At 61.1% G+C, this 24,616-nt stretch carries 23 protein-coding genes; 12 read left to right on the top strand and 11 right to left on the bottom strand.

The window, feature by feature from the left end:
* A partial coding sequence (locus ACLK1G_RS18650; RefSeq protein WP_420766766.1) for an OprD family porin occupies positions 1–1,103 on the bottom strand: 1,103 nt, incomplete at its 3' end.
* Between ACLK1G_RS18650 and ACLK1G_RS18645 the strand changes: the two genes are divergently transcribed.
* On the top strand, positions 1,102–1,398 hold the full coding sequence (locus ACLK1G_RS18645) for a hypothetical protein (protein ID WP_420766765.1): 297 nt from the start codon (positions 1,102–1,104) through the stop codon (positions 1,396–1,398). The genes ACLK1G_RS18650 and ACLK1G_RS18645 overlap by 2 nt on opposite strands.
* Positions 1,399–2,027: 629 nt before the next feature.
* Positions 2,028–2,378 (top strand): DUF6124 family protein, encoded by a 351-nt coding sequence (locus tag ACLK1G_RS18640; protein ID WP_420766764.1) that lies wholly within the window; start codon positions 2,028–2,030, stop codon positions 2,376–2,378.
* Positions 2,379–2,450: 72 nt separating this feature from the next.
* On the opposite strand, the gene adeC is transcribed toward ACLK1G_RS18640, so the two are convergent.
* From adeC to ACLK1G_RS18625, 3 genes are read right to left on the bottom strand one after another with little or no spacing between them, the layout of a single operon-like run.
* The gene (gene adeC, locus ACLK1G_RS18635; RefSeq protein ID WP_420766763.1) at positions 2,451–3,908 is read right to left on the bottom strand and encodes an AdeC/AdeK/OprM family multidrug efflux complex outer membrane factor; all 1,458 of its coding nucleotides are present in this window, start codon (positions 3,906–3,908) and stop codon (positions 2,451–2,453) included.
* A complete protein-coding gene (gene emhB, locus ACLK1G_RS18630; protein ID WP_420766762.1) occupies positions 3,905–7,069 on the bottom strand; it encodes an efflux RND transporter permease subunit EmhB in 3,165 nt (1,054 codons plus the stop codon). Before emhB ends, adeC begins: the two co-directional genes overlap by 4 nt.
* 3 nt (positions 7,070–7,072) lie before the next feature.
* Positions 7,073–8,230, bottom strand: a complete 1,158-nt coding sequence (locus ACLK1G_RS18625; protein WP_420766761.1) for an efflux RND transporter periplasmic adaptor subunit — start codon at positions 8,228–8,230, stop codon at positions 7,073–7,075.
* A gap of 264 nt (positions 8,231–8,494) precedes the next feature.
* Between ACLK1G_RS18625 and ACLK1G_RS18620 the strand changes: the two genes are divergently transcribed.
* Complete coding sequence (locus tag ACLK1G_RS18620) at positions 8,495–9,127, top strand: TetR family transcriptional regulator (RefSeq protein ID WP_420766760.1); 633 nt, start codon at positions 8,495–8,497, stop codon at positions 9,125–9,127.
* 199 nt (positions 9,128–9,326) lie between these two features.
* Here the strand turns inward: ACLK1G_RS18620 and ACLK1G_RS18615 are convergent, their stop codons facing one another.
* The 4 genes from ACLK1G_RS18615 to ACLK1G_RS18600 all read right to left on the bottom strand — a co-directional run bounded on the left by ACLK1G_RS18615 (position 9,327) and on the right by ACLK1G_RS18600 (position 12,700).
* The gene (locus ACLK1G_RS18615) at positions 9,327–9,953 is read right to left on the bottom strand and encodes a hypothetical protein (RefSeq protein WP_420766759.1); all 627 of its coding nucleotides are present in this window, start codon (positions 9,951–9,953) and stop codon (positions 9,327–9,329) included.
* A 177-nt stretch (positions 9,954–10,130) separates the two neighbouring features.
* A complete protein-coding gene (locus ACLK1G_RS18610) occupies positions 10,131–11,180 on the bottom strand; it encodes an alkene reductase (RefSeq protein ID WP_420766758.1) in 1,050 nt (349 codons plus the stop codon).
* A 33-nt stretch (positions 11,181–11,213) separates the two neighbouring features.
* Positions 11,214–12,380, bottom strand: a complete 1,167-nt coding sequence (locus ACLK1G_RS18605) for an MFS transporter (protein ID WP_420766757.1) — start codon at positions 12,378–12,380, stop codon at positions 11,214–11,216.
* Between the two features lie 17 nt (positions 12,381–12,397).
* The gene (locus tag ACLK1G_RS18600; protein ID WP_057449693.1) at positions 12,398–12,700 is read right to left on the bottom strand and encodes an ArsR/SmtB family transcription factor; all 303 of its coding nucleotides are present in this window, start codon (positions 12,698–12,700) and stop codon (positions 12,398–12,400) included.
* A 152-nt stretch (positions 12,701–12,852) separates the two neighbouring features.
* Here ACLK1G_RS18600 and ACLK1G_RS18595 point away from each other — a divergent pair, with 152 nt between their 5' ends.
* Entirely contained in the window at positions 12,853–13,437 is a 585-nt protein-coding gene (locus ACLK1G_RS18595; protein WP_420766756.1) for an acyl carrier protein phosphodiesterase, read from the top strand.
* Between the two features lie 112 nt (positions 13,438–13,549).
* Here the strand turns inward: ACLK1G_RS18595 and ACLK1G_RS18590 are convergent, their stop codons facing one another.
* The gene (locus tag ACLK1G_RS18590; protein WP_420766755.1) at positions 13,550–14,344 is read right to left on the bottom strand and encodes a lysophospholipid acyltransferase family protein; all 795 of its coding nucleotides are present in this window, start codon (positions 14,342–14,344) and stop codon (positions 13,550–13,552) included.
* A complete protein-coding gene (gene olsB / locus ACLK1G_RS18585; protein WP_420766754.1) occupies positions 14,344–15,099 on the bottom strand; it encodes an L-ornithine N(alpha)-acyltransferase in 756 nt (251 codons plus the stop codon). The genes ACLK1G_RS18590 and olsB overlap by 1 nt, the downstream gene beginning before the upstream one ends.
* Positions 15,100–15,243: 144 nt before the next feature.
* On the opposite strand from olsB, the gene ACLK1G_RS18580 reads away from it, so the two are divergent.
* The 5 genes from ACLK1G_RS18580 to ACLK1G_RS18560 all read left to right on the top strand — a co-directional run bounded on the left by ACLK1G_RS18580 (position 15,244) and on the right by ACLK1G_RS18560 (position 19,674).
* Positions 15,244–16,128 carry an acyl-CoA dehydrogenase middle domain-containing protein gene (locus ACLK1G_RS18580; protein WP_420766753.1) on the top strand — a complete coding sequence of 295 codons (885 nt, stop codon included), beginning with the start codon at positions 15,244–15,246 and terminating at the stop codon, positions 16,126–16,128.
* 162 nt (positions 16,129–16,290) lie between these two features.
* A complete protein-coding gene (locus tag ACLK1G_RS18575; protein ID WP_420766752.1) occupies positions 16,291–17,385 on the top strand; it encodes a serine hydrolase domain-containing protein in 1,095 nt (364 codons plus the stop codon).
* Positions 17,382–17,693, top strand: a complete 312-nt coding sequence (locus ACLK1G_RS18570; protein ID WP_420766751.1) for an amidase — start codon at positions 17,382–17,384, stop codon at positions 17,691–17,693. Before ACLK1G_RS18575 ends, ACLK1G_RS18570 begins: the two co-directional genes overlap by 4 nt.
* 231 nt (positions 17,694–17,924) lie before the next feature.
* Positions 17,925–18,515 carry a YceI family protein gene (locus tag ACLK1G_RS18565; RefSeq protein ID WP_420766750.1) on the top strand — a complete coding sequence of 197 codons (591 nt, stop codon included), beginning with the start codon at positions 17,925–17,927 and terminating at the stop codon, positions 18,513–18,515.
* A 1-nt stretch (position 18,516) separates the two neighbouring features.
* A complete protein-coding gene (locus tag ACLK1G_RS18560; protein WP_420766749.1) occupies positions 18,517–19,674 on the top strand; it encodes a phospholipase D-like domain-containing protein in 1,158 nt (385 codons plus the stop codon).
* Between the two features lie 130 nt (positions 19,675–19,804).
* On the opposite strand, the gene bglX is transcribed toward ACLK1G_RS18560, so the two are convergent.
* Entirely contained in the window at positions 19,805–22,096 is a 2,292-nt protein-coding gene (gene bglX / locus ACLK1G_RS18555; RefSeq protein WP_420766748.1) for a beta-glucosidase BglX, read from the bottom strand.
* A gap of 261 nt (positions 22,097–22,357) precedes the next feature.
* Here bglX and ACLK1G_RS18550 point away from each other — a divergent pair, with 261 nt between their 5' ends.
* Genes ACLK1G_RS18550 through ACLK1G_RS18540 form a run of 3 tightly spaced genes read left to right on the top strand, consistent with a single transcriptional unit; the run spans position 22,358 to position 24,430 of the window.
* Positions 22,358–22,966 (top strand): LemA family protein, encoded by a 609-nt coding sequence (locus ACLK1G_RS18550; RefSeq protein WP_420766747.1) that lies wholly within the window; start codon positions 22,358–22,360, stop codon positions 22,964–22,966.
* Positions 22,966–23,784, top strand: coding sequence for a TPM domain-containing protein (locus ACLK1G_RS18545; RefSeq protein ID WP_420766746.1), 819 nt, complete (start codon positions 22,966–22,968; stop codon positions 23,782–23,784). Before ACLK1G_RS18550 ends, ACLK1G_RS18545 begins: the two co-directional genes overlap by 1 nt.
* A gap of 28 nt (positions 23,785–23,812) precedes the next feature.
* Positions 23,813–24,430: a TPM domain-containing protein gene (locus tag ACLK1G_RS18540; protein ID WP_420766745.1), complete on the top strand. Its 618-nt coding sequence runs from the start codon at positions 23,813–23,815 to the stop codon at positions 24,428–24,430.
* Positions 24,431–24,616 lie beyond the last annotated feature (186 nt).

Below are 24,616 nucleotides of genomic sequence, written 5' to 3'. Positions count from 1 at the left end.
CCCCATTCCTTGCCGTCGTCGACCGTGGCGGTGTGAACGTTGTCACCGCTGATGTAGCGGTTCATCAGGGTCAGGCCCGGCACGCCGACGGCGGCGAAGTTGAAGTCGTGGCGCAGTTGCCAGGATTTTTCCTTGGCGTTGTCGTAGCTGGAGTTGTAGCTGTCGTTCGCCAGGGTGCCGCCGCTGGTGCCGTTGACGCGCATCCAGGCATCGTCGCCGCCGACTTTCTGCAGGCCGACGTAGAAGGTGTTGCCGCCGTATTTGGCGGAAAGCATGGCGAAGGCGGTTTTGTTGTCAAGGTCGCCGGCCAGTGCGCTGCCGTCTTCCTTGCCGGTGAAGTAACCGAGGTTGGCGCCCAGAGTCCAGTCGCCGATCGGCTGGCTGTGGGTCAGGTTGAAATATTGCTGTTGGTAGATGTCGGACAGTTCCGCGTACCAGACGCCGACCTGGGTGCGTTTTTCGTTGAAGGCGTATTCGCCGCCACCGAAGTTGAAACGGTCGGAGGTGAATGCACCGCGGCCGTTCATCGACATGTCTTCCATGCTCGCGTCGTTACGCGGGCTGTTGGCGCGGAACTGGCCGCCGTAGAGACTCAGGCCGTTGATTTCGGTGGAAGTCACCTGGCCGCCACGGAAGGTTTGCGGCAGGGAACGGCCATCGTCGGAACGCAGGATCGGCAACACTGGCATCCACTCGCCGACTTTCAATTCGGTCTTCGAGACCTTGGCCTTCAGGGCCACGCCCAGGCGACCGAAGTCATCGGCCGGGCGGCCGTCGTCGTGCACCGGCAGCAGCTGGGTGCCGGCCGTGCCACGGCCGCCGTCGAGCTTGACCGAGTATAGGCCCAGCACGTCAACGCCGAAACCGACGGTCCCCTGGGTGAAGCCGGACTTGGCGTCGAGGATGAAGCTCTGGGTCCATTCCTCGGCTTTGCCCTGGGCATTGTCCGGGTTGGTGAAGTTGCGGTTGATGTAGAAGTTGCGCAGGTTCAGCGTGGCTTTGGCATCTTCGACGAACCCCGATTCCGCCGCCAGGACGGGGAGGGCGGTGCTGGTCAGGGCGACGGCAATGAGGCTGGGGAACAAGTGCTGTGTGGGCTTCATGGGCGTTGTCTCTTATTTTTTTGTGGACGAAGCGAGTTGTTGCCGCAACCTTTGGGCTGCGGCGGAACGGTGCGTTCGGATTGTGGGAATTGCCCTGGTATCAGCCGGAAGAAGCGGGGCGCATGAACATGGCGTCGAACCTGTTGTTATTGGTTTTGTGTGGGCGATGGTGACGGGCTGGCTGGGATTGATTCAATTGCGATTGGCTGGTTTTGGGCGATTAACGAACGACAAAAGCACTAGTTGGCTGGATGAGGGTCCTGTGGGAGCGAGCCTGCTCGCGAAGGCGGCCTGACAGCCGGTCGGGATTTTTTTGTCTAGGTACATATCTATTGCTGCGGTAACGGCCGCTGGCGGTTCCGCCCTTACGGCGGCTCACTTTTTTTCAGACGCCAAAAAAGTAAGCAAAAAAGGCTCGGGGGTATGACTCACCCACATAGGTTACAAATCAGTTCACTCACATAGGTAACAGTTTTTAACTGGCAGGGTCGGTTTTCGAGGATCTGGACTGCCGATCTAGTTTCGGTTGAACGCCAACCTCCTGTGGGAGCGAGCTTGCTCGCGATGGCGGCCTGACGGTCGGCCCTGCTTTTATTGGCTGGGTACATATCCATTTCTGCGGTAAGGGCCGCTGGCGGAACCCTAAGCCGCCGTTACCGCAGAAATGGATATGTACCCGATCAACAACCTTGGACGGCCGTAAAATTGCCATCGCGAGCAAGCTCGCTCCCACAGAGTTTGTGGCCGGTCTGACAGACGCAGCGATTTTTCCGACGAGATTTTAAGGTTGCCGCTCGGAAGCGATATCTCTAGCTTGTTCGTGTCGCTGCCAATTCAGCGACCGGGACTGCAAGCCCGCCGAATTCGTTAGGCGCCAGCGCCCGGACCCAGCGTCTGGGCTGCAATTGATGCAGGAGCGCCTTCATGAAAAAACATCATCCTTCTTCGCCATCAGAGAGCACCTTCCCCTACAACGACCCCGATCCAGAAAAGCTCCAAGAGGCCGCAGACCGAGCCCTCGATTACCATTTGGGCACTCACCCTGATCCAAAACCCCAAACCTCAACTCAGGTGTTCACCGTCATCGATACCCTCGACACCGAGTGTCTACTGGCAAATCTCAGCGAAACCCTGGCCTCGGCCAATGCCATGCTCAACGACCTGGCGTTCGATCTGGGAGGCTCGCGACGGCATGTCGCGCTAGGCGTTGCGCAGATGATTGACTTGAGCGAGTTGCTGGCCAGTCGAGCGCTGGATATCGTCGACCCGCGTTAACCCTGTCGTTGTAAAAAAGGCCCCAACAAAAAGCCCACCTTTCGGTGGGCTTCGTGTTTTCAGTGCATCAAATTAGAACAACTTCGTCTCCGGCGCTTTTTCCGCCAGCGGTTCGTGCTTGCCCGTCTCGGCATTCCAGCCACCACCCAGGGCCTTGTACAAATTGACCTCGCTGGTCAGTTGCGCAAGGCGGTCGGTGATCAGCGATTGTTGTGCGCTGAACAACTGCCGTTGGGCGTCGAGGAAGGTCAGGTTGCTGTCGACGCCGATGCGGTAGCGACGCTCGGCCAGGCGGTAGTAGTCCTGGTTGGCGGCGACGAAGTCGGTCTGGGCCTGCAGCTGTTCGTTGTAGGTCTGGCGCGCGGCCAGGCCGTCGGAGACTTCCTGAAACGCTGTCTGAATCGACTTCTCATACTGCGCGACGTTGATGTCTTTCTGGATCTTGGCGTAATCCAGGCTCGCCCGCAGGCTGCCGGCGTTGAAGATCGGCAGGTTGATCTGCGGCGCGAAGGTCCAGGTGCCCGAACCGCCTTTGAACAGACCGGACAGGTCAGGGCTCAGGGTACCGGCGTTGGCCGTAAGGCTGATGCTTGGGAAGAACGCGGCTCGTGCGGCGCCGATGTTGGCATTGGCGGCGAGCAGGTTGCGTTCGGCCTGGAGAATGTCCGGACGACGTTGCAGCAGGTCCGACGGCAGCCCGGCCGGCACTTCGCTGAGCAGGTCATCGCTCAACGGTTGAGTGCGCAGGTTGGCCGGCAGGCCGGTGCCCAGCAGCAGGGTCAGGCTGTTTTCATCCTGGGCCACTTGGCGGGTGTAGCGAGCCAGTTGCACGCGGGCGTTTTCCACCGCGGTGCGCGCCTGGCTCAGGTCCAGGGCCGAGGCCACGCCGACTTCGGCGCTGCGCGAGGTCAGCTTCAGGCTCTGTTCGTAGGTGCCCAGGGTGTCCTGGGTCAGCTTGAGCAGTTCCTTGTCCGCCTGCCAGGTCAGATAGGCGTTGGCGACGTTGGCCACCAGGCTGATCTGGGTGCTGCGACGGGCTTCTTCGGTGGCGAAGTAGCTTTGCAACGCTTGCTCGCTCAGGCTGCGGACGCGACCGAACAGGTCCAACTCGTAGGCGCTGATCCCCAGCGTTGCGGAGTAGGAACTGCTGATGGCCGCTTCGCCGGTCTGCGAAGCCCGTGCCGGCACGCGCTGACGGCTGCCGGAGCCGGTTGCCGAGACCGCCGGGAGCAGGTCCGCCCGCTGGATGCGGTATTGCGCGGCGTAGGCGTCGATGTTCAACGCAGCGACGCGTAGGTCGCGGTTGTTTTCCAGGGCAACCTGGATCAGCTGTTGCAGCGCAGGGTCATGGAAAAACTGCTTCCAGCCCTGCTCGGCGGCTGCCTGGCCGGGAGCGTTGGCCGGTTCGTAGGCCGGGCCTTGCGGGTACTGCGCCGCGACCGGAGCTTCGGGCCGCTGATAGTCCGGGATCAGCGAGCAACCGCTGAGCACGACCGCGGCGATGGTCAGAGAGAGTAGCGACTTGCTCATTGGCCAGCCTCTTTAGAAGTTTCAGGAGTGTTGTCCTGGTCGGCATTTTTGCGACGACCTAACGACGACACTGTCACGAAGAACAATGGCACCCAGAAGATTGCCAGGATGGTGGCCGTGAGCATACCGCCGATCACGCCGGTACCGATGGCGTGCTGGCTGCCCGAACCGGCGCCGGTGGAAATCGCCAGCGGGACGACGCCGAGGACGAACGCCAGGGACGTCATGATGATCGGCCGCAGACGCATCCTACAGGCTTCGATGGCGGCTTCCACCAGGGTCCGGCCTTGTTCGTGGAGTTCCTTGGCGAACTCGACGATCAGGATGGCGTTTTTCGCCGCCAGGCCGATCGTTGTCAACAAGCCCACCTGGAAGTACACGTCATTGGACAGACCGCGCAGGCTGGTGGCCAGCAGGGCACCGATAATCCCCAACGGCACCACGAGCATGACGGCGATCGGGATCGACCAGCTTTCATACAGTGCCGCCAGACAGAGGAATACCATCAGCAGCGAGAGCGCGTACAGGGCTGGGGCCTGGGAACCCGACAGGCGTTCCTCGTACGACAGGCCTGTCCAGGAGATGCCGACGCCGGCCGGCAACTTCTTGGCGATGGCTTCGACCTCGGCCATGGCTTCACCCGTGGAATAGCCCGGCGCCGGAGCACCCAAGACTTCCATCGCTTCCACGCCGTTGTAGCGCGCGAGTTTCGGCGAACCGTAGGTCCACTCGCCTTTGGCAAAGGCGCTGAACGGTACCATGGTCCCGGCGCTGTTGCGCACGTACCACTTCTTCAGGTCTTCCGGACTCATGCGAGCGCCCGGCTGGCCTTGCACGTAGACCTTTTTAACCCGGCCACGGTCGATGAAGTCGTTCACGTAGCTACTGCCCAGGGCGATCGACAGGGTGTTGTTGATATCGGCCAAGGTGATGCCCAGCGCGCTGGCCTTCTCGTCGTCGATCTCGAGCTGGTATTGCGGCTCGTCGTTCAGGCCGTTCGGACGGACCTGGGTCAAGACCTTGCTCTGGGACGCCATGCCCAGGAACTGGTTACGAGCTTCCATCAGCTTGTCGTGGCCGATGCCGGCGCGGTCCTGCAGGAACACGTCGAAACCGGTGGCGTTACCCAATTCCAGCACTGCTGGCGGGGCGAAGGCGAACACCATTGCGTCACGGAAGGTAAAGAAATGCTGCTGGGCGCGAGCGGCGAGCTTGAACACGCTGTTGTCGGCGTTACGCTCCTCCCACGGTTTCAGCATGATGAACGCCATGCCCGAGCTCTGGCCACGACCGGCGAAGTTGAAGCCGGTCACGGTAAACACCGAGGCCACGGCATCGCCTTCACCACCGTCCTTGCTTGGACGCAGCAGGAACTCGCGCATCTTGTCGACCACCACCTGGGTGCGCTCGGCACTGGAGCCGGCCGGTGTCTGTACCTGGGCAAACAACACGCCTTGGTCTTCTTCGGGCAGGAACGCGGTAGGGATGCGGGTGAACAGCCAGACCATGCCGACCACAATGATCACGTAAGCGAGCAGATACGGAGCCTTGCGCTGGAGCATGTTGCCCACGCCACGCTCGTAGCTCCTGACACCACGGTCGAAAGTGCGGTTGAACCAGCCGAAGAAACCGCGTTTCGGCGTGCCGTGCTCGCCTTTCGGAATGGGCTTGAGCATGGTGGCGCACAGGGCCGGGGTGAAGATCAGGGCGACCAACACCGACAGCGCCATCGCGGAGACGATCGTGATGGAGAACTGTTTGTAGATCACGCCGGTGGAGCCGCTGAAGAACGCCATCGGCAGCAGCACCGCCGAAAGCACCAGGGCGATACCCACCAGGGCGCCCTGGATCTGGCCCATGGATTTCTTGGTGGCTTCCTTGGGCGACAGGCCTTCTTCGCTCATCACCCGTTCGACGTTTTCCACCACGACGATGGCGTCGTCTACCAGCAAGCCGATGGCCAGCACCATGCCGAACATGGTCAGGGTGTTGATGCTGAAGCCGGCCGCCGCGAGAATCCCGAAGGTACCCAGCAACACCACCGGCACCGTCATCGTGGTGATGATGGTGGCTCGGAAGTTCTGCAGGAACAGGAACATCACCAGGAACACCAGCACGACCGCCTCGACCAGGGTTTCAACCACACCCTTGATCGACTCGCTCACCACCGGCGTGGTGTCGTATGGGAACACCACTTCTACGCCCTGGGGGAAGAACGGCTTGAGGTCGTCAATGGTCTTGCGCAGGGCTTTGGCCGTGTCGAGTGCGTTGGCACCGTTGGCCAGTTTTACCGCCAGGCCCGACGCTGGTGCGCCATTGAACTGGGCGCTGATGCTGTAGTTCTCGCCGCCCAGGCCAACGTCGGCCACATCGCCAACGCGCACTTGGGAGCCGTCCGGGTTGACCTTCAGCAGGATCGCCTTGAACTGCTCGGCGGTCTGCAAGCGGGTCTTGCCGATAATGGTCGCGTTCAGTTGCTGGCCGGGCAGGGCAGGCAAGCCGCCGAGTTGGCCGGACGAGACCTGGACGTTTTGCGCGGCGATAGCGTTTTTGACGTCCACCGGGGTCAGGCTGTAATTGTTCAACTTGGCCGGGTCGAGCCAGATCCGCATCGCATACTGGGCCCCGAAGACCTGGAAGTCGCCGACACCGGCAGTGCGCGAGATCGGATCCTGCATGTTGGACACGATGTAGTTGGACAGATCGTCCTTGGTCATGCTGCCGTCGCGCGACACCACCCCGATCACCATCAGGAAGTTTTTCACCGACTTGGTCACGCGGATGCCTTGCTGCTGCACTTCTTGCGGCAACAGCGGGGTGGCCAGGTTCAGCTTGTTCTGGACCTGGACCTGGGCGGTATCGGAGCTGGTGCCCTGCTCGAAGGTCGCGGTGATGGTCATGCTGCCGTCGGAGTTACTTTCCGAGGACACATAACGCAGGTTGTCGATGCCGTTGAGCTGCTGCTCGATGACCTGCACCACAGTGTCTTGCACGGTTTGTGCGGAAGCACCTGGGTAGGTCACCTGGATCGCAATGGCCGGCGGCGCGATGCTCGGGTACTGGTTGATCGGCAACTTGAGGATCGACAAAGCGCCGACCAGCATGATCACCAGGGCGATCACCCAGGCGAAGATCGGACGGTCGATAAAGAATTTCGACATGGTTTACTCCCCTTTGCCGCCGGCGGCTTTGTCAGCTGCCTGAGCGGGGGCCGGGTTCTTAGCGCCAACGTTGGTGGCTTCGGTGGCTTTGACTTCTACCCCTGGCCGTACGTACTGCAACCCTTCGGTGATCAGGCGATCACCGGCCTTGAGGCCGTCTTCGATCAGCCATTGGTTGCCAACGGTGCGGCTGGCCTTGAGCTGACGCAGTTCGACCTTGTTATCGGCGCCCACGACCATGGCGGTCGGCGTACCCTTGAGGTCGCGGGTCACGCCTTGCTGCGGTGCCAGGATCGCCGCGCTGTTCACGCCAGCCTGCAGTTGCGCGTGGACAAACATGCCCGGCAGCAACGTGTGGTCGGGGTTGGGGAACACAGCGCGCAAGGTCACGGAGCCGGTGGTCTGGTCGACCGAGACTTCGGAGAATTCGAGCTTGCCTTCATGGGGGTACTGGCTGCCGTCTTCCAGGGTCAGCTTGACCATGGCGGCGTTGTCGCCGGCCTTCTGCAGGCGGCCGCTTTCCAGCTCGCGGCGCAGTTGCAGGAGCTCGACGGAGCTTTGCGTCACGTCAACATAGATCGGGTCGAGTTGCTGGATGGTCGCCAGGGCATCGGTCTGCCCGTTGCTGACCAGCGCGCCTTCGGTCACCGAGGAACGTCCGATGCGACCTGAAATCGGCGCATAGACCTTGGTGTACCGCACATTGATCTGCGCGGTCTGCAGGCTGGCTTCCGACTCCAGGCGATTGGCCATGGCAGTGTCGTATTCCTGGCGGCTCACGGCTTGTTCATCAACCAATTGCTTGTAGCGATCAGCGATCGACTTGGTGGAACGCAGGTTGGCCTCGGCGCTCTTGAGGTTCGCTTCGTAAACGGCGGGGTCGATCTGGTACAGCTGCTGGCCGGCCTTGACGTCGGCGCCTTCCTTGAACAGGCGCTTGAGGATGATGCCATTGACCTGAGGGCGCACTTCGGCAACGCGGAACGCACTGGTGCGGCCCGGCAGTTCAGAGGTCAGGGTAAAAGGCTGGGTCTTGAGGGTTACGACGCCGACCTGAGGAGGGGGAGGCGCGGGTGCAGCCTCTTCCTTTTTGCATCCGCTGAGCAGCGATGCCAGGGCGATGGCAGTGACCAGAGCGGTAACAGCTGGCTTGAATTGCATGGAAATCCTCGGGTCCAGGCGCGTAACAGGCGCGCTCGAAAGTGAAAGGTGAAAAAAGAGCGAGATAAGCAATTAGTAGGATGCTAAGAAATATACTTACGTACACGGTTGTTTGTAAACAGCCAAATTGCGTACCATCCGGATTTACAAAAGCCTGACAAAGGCCAATGCGGACCGGGGACGCGTGCAGGCAGACGTTGCCTATAGATTGTCCTGCTGATCCTTACGCATTGCTTACGCATCCTGATTGAGGTGTTTACTGCCATGGTCCGTCGTACCAAAGAGGAAGCCTTGGAGACTCGCAGCCAGATACTCGAAGCGGCCGAAAAAGCCTTCTTCGAGCGAGGCGTTGCGCGTACCACGCTGGCCGATATCGCGACGCTCGCCGGTGTGACACGGGGCGCCATCTATTGGCATTTCAGCAACAAGGCGGATCTGCTCCAGGCCATGCTCGATACGCTGCATGAACCGCTCGATGAATTGGCCCGCGCGAGCGAAAACGAGGAAGAGCTTGATCCCCTGGGGTGCGTGCGCAAGTTGTTGGTACGGTTGTTCCAGCAGGTGGCCCTAGACCCGAAAACCCGGCGCATCAATGAGATTCTGTTCCATAAGTGCGAGTTCACCGATGAAATGTGCGATTTGCGCCAGCAGCGACGTGAAGTCAGCCTCGACTGCAACGTGCGTATCGCCTTGTCGTTGCGCAATGCAATGAAACGCGGCCAGTTGCCGGATGACCTCAATCCCGAAAGGGCGGCGGTTGCCATCCATGCCTATATCGACGGCATTCTTTACCAGTGGTTGCTGGCTCCAGACAGTTTCGCCCTGGCGAATGAAGCCGAACGCTGGGTGGACATCGGGCTGGATATGCTGCACCTGAGCCCTAGCCTTCGCAAATGAAACAAAATGCGTAATTGAATCGGTTTGTGTCAATACGGGCGCGTGAGAAAGGCTTTATAAACTGACGTCGGCCAAGGGTATATAAAATCGGTGGCGAATTTTGTAGGAAAATTGTTTCGCGGTTGTAAGCGCAGTGGCCCGGTGCGCTTACAAAGTGGAAATATGTGCCCCATCGGGTTGGCCTGACGGGGCAGTATCTTCAGCTAATTACGATTTCTACGGTAAAGCCGTAGGGTTCTCCCTCCGCCGCGTGCGTGATGCGAGTTGTGCAATTGACGGGCGTTGTGCCAATAGAGGTCACGTTATGGGTCCGTACCGGTGTCAGGGTGGGGGTGAAAACGCCAAAAGAAGTCTCCACGCGTAAGCCGAAATCGAAGCGGAATCCACATTGTTTGTCGCCAAACATAATGAAGTGCCTGAACATATCCTTGCTGCGGCTGCCCAGTGTCCTGGAATAGGAAAAGTCGAACTTTAGCGCTTGGATATCTCCGCGACGGATGTTGATGAAGTCATGTTCAATGGCATCCAGGCTGAGGTTGTTATCGCGAAATTGAAAAGCCTGGTCGGTGTGGTTGATTATCTTGATCAGCAATCGGGTTGTATCCTTGCGAGTCTTCTCTTGCTCCCAGACTTGGATCTTCCGGTCGACTCCGTCGTTCTTTTTATTCTTTTCTATCAAGGCGTTAAGTGCCTCGGCGTACTCTGTCGTGTCGAGTGACTTGAATTGCTCGTACAAGACTGACAAGGGCAAAAAGCGGAACTGTGAAAGGAGTCTCTCGATAAGGTCGTTATTGGCCGGTGGCGTGCTGTCCGTCGCGTCATTCATTCTCAAATTCCTTTTTTCAATGTTGCCTTTCAATGGCAGGAGGGGAACGCCGTATGCGCTCACTGTTCCTGATAATGAGCGGCTTTGCCTTGATTACAAAGTTCTTATGTTTGACCGAATATTGGAAATTAAAAAAGCCCTGGCTCTTTCGAGGCAGGGCTTTTATAGAGGTGGAGATTAAAGTACAGGGTAATCGATATAACCCACCGGGCCTTTCCCGTAGAAGGTTTCCGGATGCGGCTCGTTCAATGGCGCGTCGGCTTTCAAGCGTGCCGGCAGGTCCGGGTTGGCAATGAATGGCACGCCAAACGCCACGGCGTCCGCCTTGCCTGCTGCCAGCCAGGCGTTGGCGCTTTCCTTGGTGAAGCGCTCGTTGGCAATGTACGGGCCGCCGAAGGCTTGCTTGAGTTGTGGGCCGATGCTGTCGTCGCCTTCTTTCTCGCGGGAGCAGATAAAGGCGATGCCACGCTTGCCCAGCTCGCGGGCGACATAGCTGAAGGTTTCCAGACGGTTCTCGTCGCCCATGTCATGGGAATCGGCGCGCGGCGCCAGGTGTACGCCCACGCGGCCGGCGCCCCAGACGTCGATGGCCGCATCGGTGACTTCCAGCAGCAGGCGAGCACGGTTTTCCAGGGAGCCGCCGTAGTGATCGGTGCGCTGGTTGGTGCTGCTTTGCAGGAACTGGTCGAGCAGGTAGCCGTTGGCACCATGGATTTCCACCCCGTCGAAACCGGCGGCCTTGGCGTTTTCGGCACCGACGCGGTAGGCATCGACGATGTCGGCGATTTCAGCGGTTTCCAGTGCTCGCGGCGTCGGGTAGTCAGCCAACGGGCGAACCAAGCTCACGTGGCCCTTGGGCTGGATGGCGCTCGGTGCCACTGGAAGTTCGCCGTCCAGGTAGGAAGGGTGGGAGATCCGGCCCACGTGCCAGAGCTGCAGGAAGATCTTGCCGCCGGCGCCGTGGATGGCTTTGGTCACGTTGGCCCAGCCGCGTACCTGGTCGTTGGACCAGATGCCAGGGGTGTCCGGATAACCCACGCCCATTGGCGTGACTGACGTGGCTTCGCTGAGGATCAGGCCGGCGGAAGCGCGTTGCACGTAGTATTCGGCCATCAAGGCGTTGGGTACGCGGCCTGCGTCGGCGCGGCAGCGGGTAAGCGGGGCCATGATGATGCGGTTCTTCAGCTCGATGTCGCCGAGTTTGATGGGGTCGAAAATTGTTGCCATGAAATACAACCTCGCAAAGTGAAGGATCAGTAGTCAGTGAGTGGCAGGTGCCAGGTCGGCATGGCCGCCCTGACGGAAAGTGATCAGGGTCACCAGCAGCGCCAGCACGGCCAGCGCGCCGGCGGCGAGGGGCACGGTGGTCAGGCCCAGGCCATGGTCGATGACAGTGCCGCCGACCCAGGCGCCCAAGGCATTGCCAATGTTGAAGGCGCCGATGTTCAAGGTGGACACCAGGTTGGGCGCGTCTTTGCCGAAGGTCACCACGTTGACCTGCAGGGCCGGCACGGCGGCGAAGCAGGCGGTGGCCCACAGGAACAGCGTTATCTCGGTCGGGATCAGCGCCACGCTGGTCCAGCTCAGGACGGTGGACACGACGGCCATGGTCAGGAATACGCCCATCAGCGTGTTCGCCAGGCTCTTGTCCGCCAGCTTGCCGCCAATGATGTTGCCCAGGGTCAGGCCGAGGCCGATCAGCACTAGGGTCCAGGTCACGCCACGGGGCGACACGCCGGTCACTTCGCCGAGCAGCGGGGCGACGTAGGTGAACAGGGTGAATACCGAAGCGGAGAACAGCGCGGTCATGCTCAACGACAGCCACAAGCCGGCGCCCTTGAGCGCCACCAGCTCTGAACGCATGTCGAGTTTTTCCTCGTCGCGCTTGGCCGGCAGGAAGCGGATCAGGCCGATCAGGGCAATCACGCCGATGATCGTCACGGCCCAGAAGGTCGAGCGCCAGCCGGCTTGCTGGCCCAATGCAGTGCCCAGCGGTACGCCAAGCACATTGGCCAGGGTCAGGCCGGTGAACATCAGGGCCACGGCCGAGGCACGCTTGTTGGGCGCCACCAGGCCGGCGGCGACGACCGAGCCTATGCCAAAGAACGCACCGTGGCAGAGGGCGGTGACGACTCGGGCAAACATCAGCACGTTGTAGTCGCTGGCTACTGCGCAGAGCAGGTTGCCGACAATGAAAATCCCCATCAATGCCACCAACGCAGCCTTGCGCGGCAGTCGCGCGGTGGCCAGGGCCATGAACGGCGCACCGATGGCCACGCCCAGGGCGTAGCCGGTCACCAACCAGCCGGCGCCGGGAATCGATACGCCCAGGTCCGCCGCCACATCGGGCAACAGGCCCATGATGACGAATTCCGTCGTGCCGATGGCGAAGGCGCTAAGCGCCAGAATCAAGAGTGAAAGGGGCATTTCGAATCCTTGTCGGTTTAGAGCTCTTGGCTCATTTGCTTGAGGAACTGCTGGATCACTTCCTCGTTGCGTTTGAAGAAGTGCCATTGGCCGACCTTCTGGCTGGTGATCAACCCGGCCCGTTGCAACACCGCCAGATGCGCCGAAACCGTGGACTGCGACAGGCCGCAGCGCTGGTCGATCTGGCCCGCGCAGATGCCGAATTCGTGGTTGTGCAACTGTTCGGGAAACTGGGCCTTGGGGTCCTTGAGCCAGTTGAGGATGTCTCGCCGTACTGGGTGTGCCAGGGCTTTTATTATTTCGTCGAGGTCGAGGGTCATTGGGGCAGCTCACATGAATAACGCTATATCGCGATGAGGCGAACCTTAAATCGTTGCTTCGCGATATACCAATATGTATTTGATCTGAAGATCTTACAAATCGCTATATCGGGTTATAACGATATAGGCGTCGGGGTGCTAAGCTGCGGGCCATGAACTATCTCGCACACCTGCACCTCGGCGGCCCTGGCCGGGAACAACTGCTCGGCAGCCTTTATGGCGACTTCGTCAAAGGGCCGCTGCAGGGCCAATTCAACCCGCGGATCGAAGCGGCGATAGCCCTGCATCGACGCATCGACATGTACACCGATCGCCATCCGCTGGTGGATATCGCCTTGTCGCGTTTCTCCACGGTGCGGCGGCGTTATGCCGGGATCGTGCTGGATGTATTCTTCGACCATTGCCTGGCCCGGGATTGGGCGCTGTACAGCGAAGGACCGCTGATGGACTTCACCTCCCGGGTCTATCAGGTCCTCGCTGCTGAACCGCAACTGCCGGGGCGGCTGGCGCAGATCGCACCTTATATGGCGGCGGACGACTGGCTGGGGTCGTATACGCAATTCGAGGTGCTGGGCCAGGTGCTGCGCGGCATTTCACGGCGGCTATCGCGGCCGGAGGAACTGGCGGGGGCGATGTCAGAACTGGTCAGGCTCTATGAGCCGTTGAGCGAAGACTTTCGGTTGTTCTATCCGCAGTTGCAGGATTTTGCGCGGAATCAGGCCTCACCGCAGGACTAAATTGTGGGAGCGAGCTTGCTCGCGATGGCGGTGTATCAGCCAGCACATCTGCTGAATGTTAAATCGCGATCGCGAGCAAGCTCGCTCCCACAGGGGCTCATGCGCATTCGGATCAAGCCGCAATCGCCGCCGGCCGAACCGGAATTGTCTGCTTCTCAGGCATTTCGCCGAACAATGCTTTGTGTACTGCTTGTTGCGCCTGGAAAGCCAGGGCCGCGCGTTCCTGGCCGTGGCAAGCAATCGGCTCCAAGAGATGGATTTCCACATCGCCAAGATCATTGGCGAACAATCGCATCAGGTGCGACAGCAGATCGTCATCGCCAATGAACGGCGCCAGCAAATCGGGTTCGCCCTTGCGCAGGTAACGGATCGCCACCGGTTGCAAGGCCACGTCGGCATCGATGGCCGCCGACAACAGGCGGCCGTGGAAAGTGCGCAGCGTCCGGCCGTCGGTGGTGGTGCCTTCGGGGAACATGAGCAGCGGATAGGCCTGCTCCAGGTGACGGCTCATCTGCTTGCGAATCAACTGACTGTCGCCCGAACCACGACGGATGAACAGGCTGCCGGCCTTGGCTGCCAGCCATCCGGCGACCGGCCAGGTACGCACTTCGGCCTTGGACAGGAACGACAGGGGTGTGAGCATGCCCAGCAGTGGGATATCGGTCCAGGACACGTGGTTGCTGACCCACAGCATCGGCTGTTTCGGCAGTTGCCCATGGACGGTGACGCGAAAGGGCAGGGCGTTGGTCAGCCGCGCCATGAAGAAACGCGACCAGCGCTGGCGGCGCACCATCGAATGAGCGAGTCCCAGACGTTCCAGCAGCCCGAACACACTGGCCATGGCCAGGCCCAGGGTGACGACCAGCAATACTCGCGCGATTCGCGCGTACACCCGCAACCGGCTCATCAGACCGCCGCCTTGAAGTGACGGGCATAACGCGGGCAGAGCTCGTCGCGCTTGAGCAGGATAAACACGTCGGCCACCTGGAAGTCTTCATCCCAGCAGGGCTCGCCGCAGATTTTCGCCCCCAGGCGCATGTAGGCCTTGAGCAGCGGGGGCATTTCGGCGATGACGTTGGACGGGACGTCCAAGGCCGGCAACGGCTTTTTCGGCACCGCTTGCAGGTGTTCGGTGCACAGGTAGCGCTCGCGCAGGCGCTGCATGATTGCCTGGGCCTGGATGCCGCCGTCCTGCATCGGGATGCTTGCGCAACCCATCAAGTAGCTGTAGCCGCCTTGATTGAGGACTTCGGCCAACTCGCCCCAGAGCACCGCGATGGTACCGCCGTTGCGGTAGGCCGGGTCCACGCAGGTACGGCCTATTTCCAGAATCGGGCCTTGGAGATGAATCAGGCCGTGGAGGGCGAATTCTTCTTCGCTGTAGAACCGGCCCAGGCTGCTGGCGGCCTGGTGGTCGAGCAGGCGAGTGGTGGCCACGAGGCGGCCAGTGTTCAGGTCGCGTACGCCAATGTGAGCGCAGTGAACATCATAGTCATCCATGTCCAGACCCACCTCCGCGCCCTTGAGCTTGGCGTTGAATTCGCCGCTGAAGACGTTGAAGCGCAAGGCCTGTGCTTCTTGCAAGGCCTGGGCGCCGATCAGGCGTTCGGCTTGCAGGCGGCGTTCATTGCCGGTGTCGCTGATGCGGGCGATCTGGGTCATAGCGAATCTCCGTGCGGGCTGTTCAGTTGCAGCCTGTCGACTTTCTTTATGCAGCCATGTTGTGCAAAGTCAGGCTATGTAGCCCCGGTGTCATCGCCATGAAGCTTTGGTGATGCTTATATGACAGCCCACAAGGAGGCCCAGATGCCTTGGCAAACCCTGATCGAACGCGGCGAGCGGCTGCCCGCCTGTGCGGATCTGGCCGAAGGTTATGCCGCGTTGCTGCATCGCCTGGGGTCGGTGACGCCGTTCGAGTTGGCCGTGGTCGGCGGTCGGTCGATGGCCACGCCCGGGTTGGCGTTTCTGGTGGGTTACCAAGCGGCGTTGCGGGCGCTTTGGCCGAGCGCGCCCCAAAGCCTCGGTGCGTTGTGCGCAACCGAGCAGCGCAGCTTGCGCCCGGCGGACATGCAGACCCGACTCGCCGACTTGCGGCTTAGCGGGCGCAAGGATTTCGTCACCGCGGGCGATGCCGCCGAGTGGTTGCTGGTCGCGGCCCGAAGCGAGGCCCCCGGCGAGGCGCCGCGATTGAACCTGGCGGTGGTGCATGCGGGCGAACCGGGCGTGACGCTGGAAAAGTTGCCGACGTTGCCGTTCATGCCGGATATCAGCCATGGCCGGATGTTGCTGGACGGTGCGCTGTGCCAATTGCTCCCCGGCGACGGCTGGGACGTCTACGTCAAACCGTTTCGCACCTTGGAAGATGTCTACGTGCTCAGTGCGATCACCGCCTGGTTGTACGGCTTAGGGCAAGAATGCGGCTGGCCCCGGCCGTTGCAACTGCGTCTGTTGGCGTTGCTCGCCGGTTGCGCGCAGACGAGTCGCCACAACCCTTCGAGTGCTGTCGCGCATGTGTTGCTGGGTGGGCTGTTCGCCCAATTCAAAGGGCTCGATGCTGAGTTGGACGATGCCTTGGCCGATGGGCCGGCGGCGTGGCGTGAGATGTGGAGGCGTGACAAGGCGGTGATGGACATCGCGGCGGGGGCGCGGGCCAAGCGGTTGGACAAGGCGTTGGGGTCTTCGTCGATTTGAAGGGCCTCATCGCGAGCAAGCTCGCTCCTTCGGGGCTTGCGTCGCGCATAAGGTCCGCTGTGGGAGCGAGCTTGCTCGCGATGGCGTCCTTTCGAACACCAAAACTTAAACTGTCATCAAGTCTGAATAGGCTCTGCAAGTTCACCTCTGCGAGCCCCGCGCATGCCCAAAGGCTGGTTGTTGCTTTCGCTCCTGCTGCTGACCCTGACGGCCCGCGCCGAAGTCTGGCCTGGCGAACAATGGCCGACCGGCCAGGCCTCGAGTGGGCCGGCCATCGAAGCCTTGGCGCATTACGCTTTTGCACCCAGGGACGACGCCACCCGCCAAGGCATCCGCACCGACGCGCTGGTGGTTATCCAGGACGGTCGACTGGTCTACGAACGCTACGCCGGACCGACTGACGCACAGACCCCGCACCTGACCTGGTCCATCAGTAAAAGCCTGCTGGCGACGGTGTTCGGCGTCGCCTACGGTGAAAAACGCTTTGCCCTGGATGATCCAGCCGCCCAGTACTACCCGCCGCTCAAGCGACATCCGGACATGACCCTGGCCGATCTTTTTCATTGGGCGTCTGGCCTGGACTGGCAAGAAGACTATGAATACGCGCCACTCAATTCCTCGGTCGTGGCGATGCTCTATACCCGTGGGCGCCACGACATGGCCGCGTTCACCGCCAGGCACGAAAGCTTCAGCCCACCCGGGCAGGTGTTCCGTTATTCCAGCGGCGACAGCAATCTGCTGGCGGAAGCCCTGAAAAATATCGTCGGCCCGGCGCGTTATGCCGATTACCCCTGGACAGCCTTGTTCGAGCCGCTGGGCATCCGCCATGCGACCTGGGAAACCGACGCCAGCGGCACGTTTGTCGGTTCGTCCTATGGCTATCTCACCGCCCGGGACCTGGCGCGTGTCGGCCTGCTGATGCAACGCGATGGCCGTTGGGGCGATCGGCAATTGATTCCCAAGGATTGGATTGCCTTCAACCGCGAGCCTTTCGCTCGGTTTCAGGCGGGCCAGGACGAAGCCGTGCCTGGCGGACACTGGTGGCTCAATCGCGGCGCCGACCCGTCGACCCGCCCGTGGCCTGACGCGCCGCCGGATACGTTCGCCGCCCTGGGCCATTGGGGCCAGGCGCTGTATGTCATCCCCAGCGCCAGGCTGGTGATCGTGCGCTACGGCGATGACCGCGACGGCACCTATCGCCACAACGAACTGCTCAAGCGTGCCATGGCGGCCTTCGCCGGGACGGTGCAACCATGAAGCGCAGGATAGTGCTCATTATTTTGTCGATGTTGCTTGTTGGCCTGTTCGGTTGGGGCTGGCAGGAGCGGGTGGCCTTGCGGGCGTTCCCCGACATCATCAGCGCCTATACCGCGAAGGAATACTGCTCGTGCCGCTATGTGATGCGGCAACCGGCCGACTATTGCCGCGGCTATGTGAAGCAGTCGGTGCCGATCAGCGATTTCCTTGAGACCGTCGAAGCAAAACGCATCACAGTCAGCGGCTTGGGGCGTAGCCACAGTGCGCGGTGGATGGGGGAGCGGGAAGGCTGTCGGTTGGAACCCTGAATGCTGTTTCAGCGATGCCTTTTGTGGCGAGAGAGCTTGCTCCCGCTCGAGTGCGCAGCGCTCGCAAATCCTTCAGTCAATCGCGACTTGGGGCTGCTTCACAGCCCAGCGGGAGCAAGCTCCCTCGCCACTGGGTTATGTTGGCAGCAGCGATGTTGTGAAACTGACAGTTTGCAAGCGCCCTCGGCCCGGTTAAGGTTCGCCACAGGTTTATCTGCCCCCCGAGTCTGTATGTTCAAGCGGTTATTTTCTCGCGCTGTCACCACCTTGCTCCTGGCCTGCGCCACGCTGCCGGCCCAGGCCGACTGGTACCTGGATGGTGAGTCCTCGCGACTTTCCTTTATCAGCAGCAAAAACGGCAATGTCTCCGAAGTCCAGCGTTTCCTGGTGCTTCATGGGCAGGTCCAGCCCAAGGGCCAGGCACGGCTGGAGGTCGAACTCGAATCCATCAACAGCGGTATCCCCCTGCGGGACGAGCGCATGCGCGCCGAGTTGTTCGATATCAAGCAATTCGCCGAAGCCACCATCACCGCGCAGCTCGACCTGATGCCGATCCAGGACCTGGCCAACGGCGCGCAACTGGAACTGCGCCTGCCGGTGACCGTGGACCTGCATGGCAAGCAGCATGAGTACAACGTCCAACTGCTGGCGACTCGCCTGGATGAGCGGCGTTTTCAGGTCGTGACCCTGGAACCGGTGGTGCTCAACGCGGCGGATTTCGACCTGGCGCCGGGGTTGGAGAAGCTGCGCGACCTGGCCGGATTGTCGACCATCAGCCTGTCGGTGCCGGTGAGTGCGGTGCTGATTTTCACGGCGCGCTGACATGAGCGGCCCGGTCTTTCCCTGGCGTGAAGGCAATCGCTTCGAGCTGTTGATCGACGGCCCGCAATTTTTCCCGCGCATGCTGGTGGAAATCGCCCGCGCCCAGGAACAGGTCGAACTGGAGTTGTACCTGGTGGAAGCGGGCGCTTGCGCCGAGGCGATGGTCCAGGCCCTTGTCCAGGCGGCCGAGCGCGGGGTGCGCGTGCGCTGTCTGTTCGATGACTATGGCAGCCTGGCGTTTACCTTGGGCCTGCGCAATCGCCTCATCCTGGCGGGCGTGGAGCTGCGGTTCTACAATCGCCTGAGTTGGCGGCGTTGGGTGCGCAATCTCTACCGCGATCACCGCAAGTTGCTGTTGGTCGACCAACGCTTGGCGGTGGTGGGCGGTACCGGGGTCACCGACGAATTCTGGAACCCTTCGGACGACCGAAGCGATTGGCACGAAGTGATGGTGGAAATCGTCGGCCCGCTGGTGCTGGACTGGCAGTTGCTGTTCGATCGCCAATGGCTTGCCAACCGCCATCGACGGGCCTGGAAACCGGCGTCCAATTTCGGCCTGCCCCGTCTGCCTCGCGTCCCGCCGGTGGGCGAAGGCATGGGCCGGGTCGCCTATGCCGACGCCCGCCAGCACCGCGACATCCTGCAGTCGCTATCCCGGGCATTGAACAGCGGCCAGAAACGCATCTGGATGGCCACGCCATACTTTTTGCCGACCTGGAACGTGCGCCGCTCCTTGCGCAAGGCCGCGGCGCGAGGCATCGACGTGCGGCTGCTGCTGACGGGCCCGCGCACGGATCATCCATCGGTGCGATACGCAGGCCATCGCTATTACCCACGCTTGCTCAAGGCAGGGGTGAAAATCTACGAATACCAGCCCTGCTTCCTGCACTTGAAAATGGTGCTGGTGGACGATTGGGTCAGCATTGGCTCATGCAATTTCGATCACTGGAACCTGCGCTTCAACCTCGAAGCCAACCTGGAAGCACTGGACTCTGGGCTGAGCAAGGCCGTGGCCGCCAGTTTTGAACGGGACTTCGAGCAGAGCCTGCAAGTGAGCCTCGACACCTGGCAGCGCCGGCCATTGTGGAAGCGCTTCAAGCAAAGGGTATGGGGGTTGGTGGATCGGGTGGTGGTGAATCTGCTGGATCGGCGGGGTTAACCATCCACCGCAAAACCAATGTGGGAGCGAGCTTGCTCGCGATGGCGGCCTGACAGTCGATGATGCGGTGACTGATGGGGCCTCATCGCGAGCAAGCTCGCTCCCACAAAGTTATTGCAGTGTCGTTGGGTCAGAGCAACTCAAAACTCTGCTGCTTCACGTCCTGGGAATCCAGGCCGATCTGCACGTTGAACTTGCCTGGCTCTGCCGCGTACTTGAGCTGCGCGTTGAAGAACTTCAGGTCGTCTTCGGTGATGTCGAAGTGGATGACCTTCTTCTCGCCGGCCTTGAGCATGACCTTGCGGAAGTTTTTCAGCTCCTTCACCGGACGGATGATCGAGCCGGTAACGTCCTGGATGTACAGCTGCACCACGGTTTCGCCGTCACGATCGCCGGTGTTTTCCAGAGTGATGCTGGCGTCGAGCTTGCCGGTCTTGTTCAGCGTGGTGGACGACAGGGCCATGTCCGACAGGCTGAACGTCGTGTAGCTCAGCCCATAGCCGAACGGGTAGAGCGGGCCGGTGGTGTCGTCGAAGTACTGCGAAGTGTAGTTGCCTGGCTTGCCCGGCGTGAACGGCCGACCAATGCTCAGGTGGTTGTAGTAGGTCGGAATCTGCCCGACCGAGCGTGGGAACGTGATCGGCAGCTTGCCCGACGGGTTGTAGTCGCCGAACAGCACGTCCGCGATGGCGTTGCCGCCTTCTGTACCGCTGAACCAGGTTTCCAGGATCGCATCGGCCTGCTGTTTTTCTTCCAGCAATGACAGCGGGCGGCCATTCATCAACACCAGCACCAACGGCTTGCCGGTGGCCTTCAGGGCCTTGATCAGCTCGCGCTGGCTGGCGGGAATGTTCAGTTCGGTACGGCTCGACGATTCATGGGACATGCCACGGGACTCGCCCACGGCGGCGACGACTACGTCCGCTTCTTTCGCGGCTTTCACCGCTTCATCGATCAGCACTTGGGCCGGACGCGGATCGTCCACCACTTCCGGGGCATCGAAGTTGAGGAAGTTCAGGTAGTCGAGCACCTTCTTGTCGCCCGTGATGTTGGCGCCACGGGCATAGATCAGCTTCGACTCACCGCCCAACGCGCGGGCCATGCCGTCATACACCGTGACCGACAACGCCGGGCGCCCGGCGGCGGCCCAACTGCCCATCATGTCGATCGGCGCCTTGGCCAGCGGGCCGACCAAAGCGATCTTCGCGGTTTTCTTCAGGGGCAGGGTCTGGTTGCGGTTTTCCAGCAGCACCAGGCTGCGGCGCGCCACGTCACGGGCATCGGCGCGGTGCATGCGGTTGTCGGCATAGACATCGGCCGGGTCGTCCTCGGCCTTGCCGATACGCAGGTACGGATCCTTGAACAAGCCCATGTCGTACTTGGCGGCCAGCACTTCACGCACCGCGTTGTCGAGGTCGCTCTGCTCGATCTCGCCCGCCTTGAGCAGCCCTGGCAGCTCCTTGCCATAGAGCGAGTCGTTCATGCTCATGTCGATGCCGGCCTTGATCGCTAGCCTGGCCGCTTCGCGACCGTCCCGAGCGACGCCATGCTTGATCAGCTCGAAAATCGCGCCGTGGTCACTGACGGCCAGGCCCTTGAAGCCCCATTCCTTGCGCAGCAGGTCGTGCATCAACCATGTGTTCGCGGTGGCCGGTACGCCGTTGATGGAATTCAGCGCGACCATCACCCCGCCCGCGCCGGCGTCGATGGCGGCGCGATAGGGCGGCAGGTAGTCCTGGTACATTTTCACCGGGCTCATGTCCACGGTGTTGTAGTCCCGGCCGCCTTCCACGGCGCCGTACAGGGCGAAGTGCTTGACGCTGGCCATGATGCTGTCGGCGGCGTTGGCGCCGGTGCCCTGGAACGCCTTGACCATCACCCCGGCAATGCGCGACACCAGATAAGTGTCTTCGCCGAAGCCTTCGGAGGTCCGGCCCCAGCGTGGATCGCGGGAGATATCGACCATGGGCGCGAAGGTGATGTCGATGCTGTCGGCCGCTGCTTCCTTGGCCGCGATGCGGCCGGAGCGGTAGATGGCGTCCATGTCCCAGCTCGAGGCCAGGGCCAGGGGAATCGGGAAAATGGTGCGATGGCCATGAATCACGTCATAGGCGAAGAACATCGGGATCTTCAGCCGGCTGCGCATGGCCGCGTCCTGCATCGGACGGTTCTCATCGCGGGTAATGGAGTTGAATGTGCCTCCGATGTTGCCGGCGGCAATTTCCTTGCGGATCATCTCCCGGGGCATCTCCGGGCCGATGCTGATCAGGCGCAGCTGGCCGATCTTTTCCTCGAGGGTCATTTGCTTCATCAGGCTGCTGATGAAAGCGTCCTTGTTCTCTATGGGGGCTGGCAGGTTGTCGGCTAATACGGATTGACTGGCCAGACTGACAAACAGGCCCAGCAAACACAGCTTCTTCATGAATAGTTTTCTCGCAAGCCTAAAGGGCGGTGATCAGGACACGCCGGTCAGCCTAAATGTGAGGAACGGCTATTGTTGTTCGGGTGTTATCCAGTTAAATGCAGCACACTTTCGAACCTGTGCCGATGAACTTAGTTTCGCACTGCGCATCTTTTAGCCCATAGACCCGATTCGATCCAGTGCGGCGGCGATTATGCCCCAGACGCCGGTAAGATAGGTGGCGGTGTTTTCTTAATGCAATACAAGGGAGAGCTTCACCCGATGATTCGACGACTGAACCACCGCAGCGCGCTGCAAATGCTGGCCCTGATGCTGTTCACCACGCTGCTGGCCGGTTGCGGCATCAACAACATCCCGACCCTGGACGAGCAGGCAAAGGCGGCCTGGGGCCAGGTGCAGAACCAATACCAGCGCCGCGCCGACCTGATTCCCAACCTGGTGGAGACCGTCAAGGGTTACGCCCAGCATGAGCAGGAAACCTTGACGGCGGTGATCGAAGCCCGGGCCAAGGCCACGTCCATTCAGGTCGATGCCAGCACCCTGGACAACCCGGAAAAACTCAAGCAGTTCCAGCAGGCCCAGGACCAGTTGAGCGGCGCATTGAGCCGCCTGATGGTGGTATCCGAGCGCTACCCGGACCTGAAGGCCAACCAGAACTTCCTGGCCTTGCAATCGCAACTCGAAGGCACCGAGAACCGCATCGCCGTGGCGCGTCGTGATTTCATCCTGGCCGTGCAGAAATACAACACAGAGATTCGTACCTTCCCGGGTCGCCTGTGGCACAGCGTGATGTACAGCGATCTGCCAGTTCGCGAGACCTTCGAGGCCACCAGCCCGAATGCCGAAAAAGCGCCTGAAGTGAAGTTCTGATGGAGCAGCCTCAAGTTCTGAGCGGCAAGCTGCAAGCTCAGGTAACGCGTACGGCTTTCGGCTTGAGGCTTGCTGCTCGAAGCTTGAAGCTGTTCGTGCTGTTGCTCTGGGCTTTTGCAGCCACGGCCCAGGCAGAATTGAGCTTCCCGGCGCTGACCGGGCGGGTGGTGGACACAGCCCAGTTGCTCGACCCATCGGTGCGCACGCAACTCGATGCGCAACTCAAGGCCCATGAACAGACCACCGGCGAGCAGGTGGTTGTCGTTACGCTGACGAACCTTCAAGGCGCCAGCATCGAAGACTTCGGTTATCAATTGGGGCGCCATTGGGGCATCGGGCAAAAGGATAAAAACAACGGCGCGCTGCTGATCGTCGCCCGCGATGACCGTAAACTGCGCATCGAAGTGGGTTACGGGCTGGAAGATCGCCTGACCGACGCCCAGAGTTCGGTGATCATCAACCAGGTGATCACCCCGGCGTTCAAGACGGGCAACTTCAACAAGGGCATCAGTGACGGTGTGGCGGCGATGCTCGTGGTGTTGGGTGGCAACCCCCTCGATGAACCGGCTGCGGCATACAGCGCGGGCAGTGCGGACGAGGGCGATTTCGTCGAGCGCCACCCAGGCTTGTTCATCTTCCTCGCGATGCTTTTCATCCTGACGATTTTCGTTTGCCAAGTGCTCGGTATCCTGCCCAGCGGAGGGGGCTCCGGCGCAAGTTATAGAGGCGGAGGAGGCGGCTTCGGCGGTGGTGGTGGCGGTGGCTTCAGCGGTGGTGGCGGCAGTTTCGGCGGCGGCGGTTCGTCCGGCGGCTGGTGAGAATAACAATGAGCGGGCATTTTCAAACATGGCATTACTGACTGAACACGAACAGCGCAAAGTGGCCGAGGCGATCGCTCGGGTCGAGCGCGACACCGACGCCGAACTGGTCACGGTGCTCGCCGCCCGCGCCGATGACTACGCCTATATCCCCTTGCTCTGGGCCAGCCTGCTGGCGCTGGTAGTGCCGGGCATCCTGCATTACGTGACGGGATGGCTGAGCGTGCATAGCCTGTTGTGGGTGCAATGGGGTGGTTTCATCGTGCTGTGTCTGATGTTTCGCATTCCTGCCGTCACCACGCACCTCATTCCTCGCTCGGTACGCCACTGGCGGGCTTCCAACCTGGCGCGCCGGCAATTCCTCGAACAGAACCTGCATCACACCGTAGGCAGCACCGGCATGCTCATTTTCGTCTGCGAGGCCGAGCGGTATGTGGAAATCCTGGTGGACGAGGGTATTTCCAAGCGACTCGACAACAGCCATTGGGATGCCATTGTCGGTACGTTCACCCAGCAGGTTCGCCAGGGCCAGACGTTGCAAGGTTTTGTGGCGTGCATCGAGGCTTGCGGCGAATTGCTCAAGGAGCACGTGCCGGTGACCCATGCGCGTAATGAGCTGCCGAATCGGTTGGTGGTGTTGGGCTGATTGGCTGCCGGCCATCATGGCGAAGGCGCGTTTGTGGCGAGGGAGCTTGCTCCCGCTGGACCGCGAAGCGGTCCCCATCGATTCCAGGGTCAGGCAACGGGCTCGCACATCGACGACTGCTTCGCAGCCGAGCGGGAGCAAGCTCCCTCGCCACAAAAGCGCGCTGCCACCTAGATTGCGCTGCGC

Source organism: Pseudomonas algeriensis, assembly GCF_048847255.1.
Lineage (GTDB): Bacteria > Pseudomonadota > Gammaproteobacteria > Pseudomonadales > Pseudomonadaceae > Aquipseudomonas.
The sequence above is the reverse complement of the archived record's forward strand: the minus strand, read 5'-3'. Positions and strand labels throughout refer to the sequence as shown.

Excerpts from the sequence above, each read along its gene's own strand:
- ACLK1G_RS18645 (WP_420766765.1), top strand. The coding sequence starts at position 1,102 with ATGGGCGTTGTCTCTTATTTTTTTGTGGACGAAGCGAGTTGTTGCCGC.
- ACLK1G_RS18640 (WP_420766764.1), top strand. The coding sequence starts at position 2,028 with ATGAAAAAACATCATCCTTCTTCGCCATCAGAGAGCACCTTCCCCTAC.
- adeC (WP_420766763.1), bottom strand. The coding sequence starts at position 3,908 with ATGAGCAAGTCGCTACTCTCTCTGACCATCGCCGCGGTCGTGCTCAGC.
- emhB (WP_420766762.1), bottom strand. The coding sequence starts at position 7,069 with ATGTCGAAATTCTTTATCGACCGTCCGATCTTCGCCTGGGTGATCGCC.
- ACLK1G_RS18625 (WP_420766761.1), bottom strand. The coding sequence starts at position 8,230 with ATGCAATTCAAGCCAGCTGTTACCGCTCTGGTCACTGCCATCGCCCTG.
- ACLK1G_RS18620 (WP_420766760.1), top strand. The coding sequence starts at position 8,495 with ATGGTCCGTCGTACCAAAGAGGAAGCCTTGGAGACTCGCAGCCAGATA.
- ACLK1G_RS18615 (WP_420766759.1), bottom strand. The coding sequence starts at position 9,953 with ATGAATGACGCGACGGACAGCACGCCACCGGCCAATAACGACCTTATC.
- ACLK1G_RS18610 (WP_420766758.1), bottom strand. The coding sequence starts at position 11,180 with ATGGCAACAATTTTCGACCCCATCAAACTCGGCGACATCGAGCTGAAG.
- ACLK1G_RS18605 (WP_420766757.1), bottom strand. The coding sequence starts at position 12,380 with ATGCCCCTTTCACTCTTGATTCTGGCGCTTAGCGCCTTCGCCATCGGC.
- ACLK1G_RS18600 (WP_057449693.1), bottom strand. The coding sequence starts at position 12,700 with ATGACCCTCGACCTCGACGAAATAATAAAAGCCCTGGCACACCCAGTA.
- ACLK1G_RS18595 (WP_420766756.1), top strand. The coding sequence starts at position 12,853 with ATGAACTATCTCGCACACCTGCACCTCGGCGGCCCTGGCCGGGAACAA.
- ACLK1G_RS18590 (WP_420766755.1), bottom strand. The coding sequence starts at position 14,344 with ATGAGCCGGTTGCGGGTGTACGCGCGAATCGCGCGAGTATTGCTGGTC.
- olsB (WP_420766754.1), bottom strand. The coding sequence starts at position 15,099 with ATGACCCAGATCGCCCGCATCAGCGACACCGGCAATGAACGCCGCCTG.
- ACLK1G_RS18580 (WP_420766753.1), top strand. The coding sequence starts at position 15,244 with ATGCCTTGGCAAACCCTGATCGAACGCGGCGAGCGGCTGCCCGCCTGT.
- ACLK1G_RS18575 (WP_420766752.1), top strand. The coding sequence starts at position 16,291 with ATGCCCAAAGGCTGGTTGTTGCTTTCGCTCCTGCTGCTGACCCTGACG.
- ACLK1G_RS18570 (WP_420766751.1), top strand. The coding sequence starts at position 17,382 with ATGAAGCGCAGGATAGTGCTCATTATTTTGTCGATGTTGCTTGTTGGC.
- ACLK1G_RS18565 (WP_420766750.1), top strand. The coding sequence starts at position 17,925 with ATGTTCAAGCGGTTATTTTCTCGCGCTGTCACCACCTTGCTCCTGGCC.
- ACLK1G_RS18560 (WP_420766749.1), top strand. The coding sequence starts at position 18,517 with ATGAGCGGCCCGGTCTTTCCCTGGCGTGAAGGCAATCGCTTCGAGCTG.
- bglX (WP_420766748.1), bottom strand. The coding sequence starts at position 22,096 with ATGAAGAAGCTGTGTTTGCTGGGCCTGTTTGTCAGTCTGGCCAGTCAA.
- ACLK1G_RS18550 (WP_420766747.1), top strand. The coding sequence starts at position 22,358 with ATGATTCGACGACTGAACCACCGCAGCGCGCTGCAAATGCTGGCCCTG.
- ACLK1G_RS18545 (WP_420766746.1), top strand. The coding sequence starts at position 22,966 with ATGGAGCAGCCTCAAGTTCTGAGCGGCAAGCTGCAAGCTCAGGTAACG.
- ACLK1G_RS18540 (WP_420766745.1), top strand. The coding sequence starts at position 23,813 with ATGGCATTACTGACTGAACACGAACAGCGCAAAGTGGCCGAGGCGATC.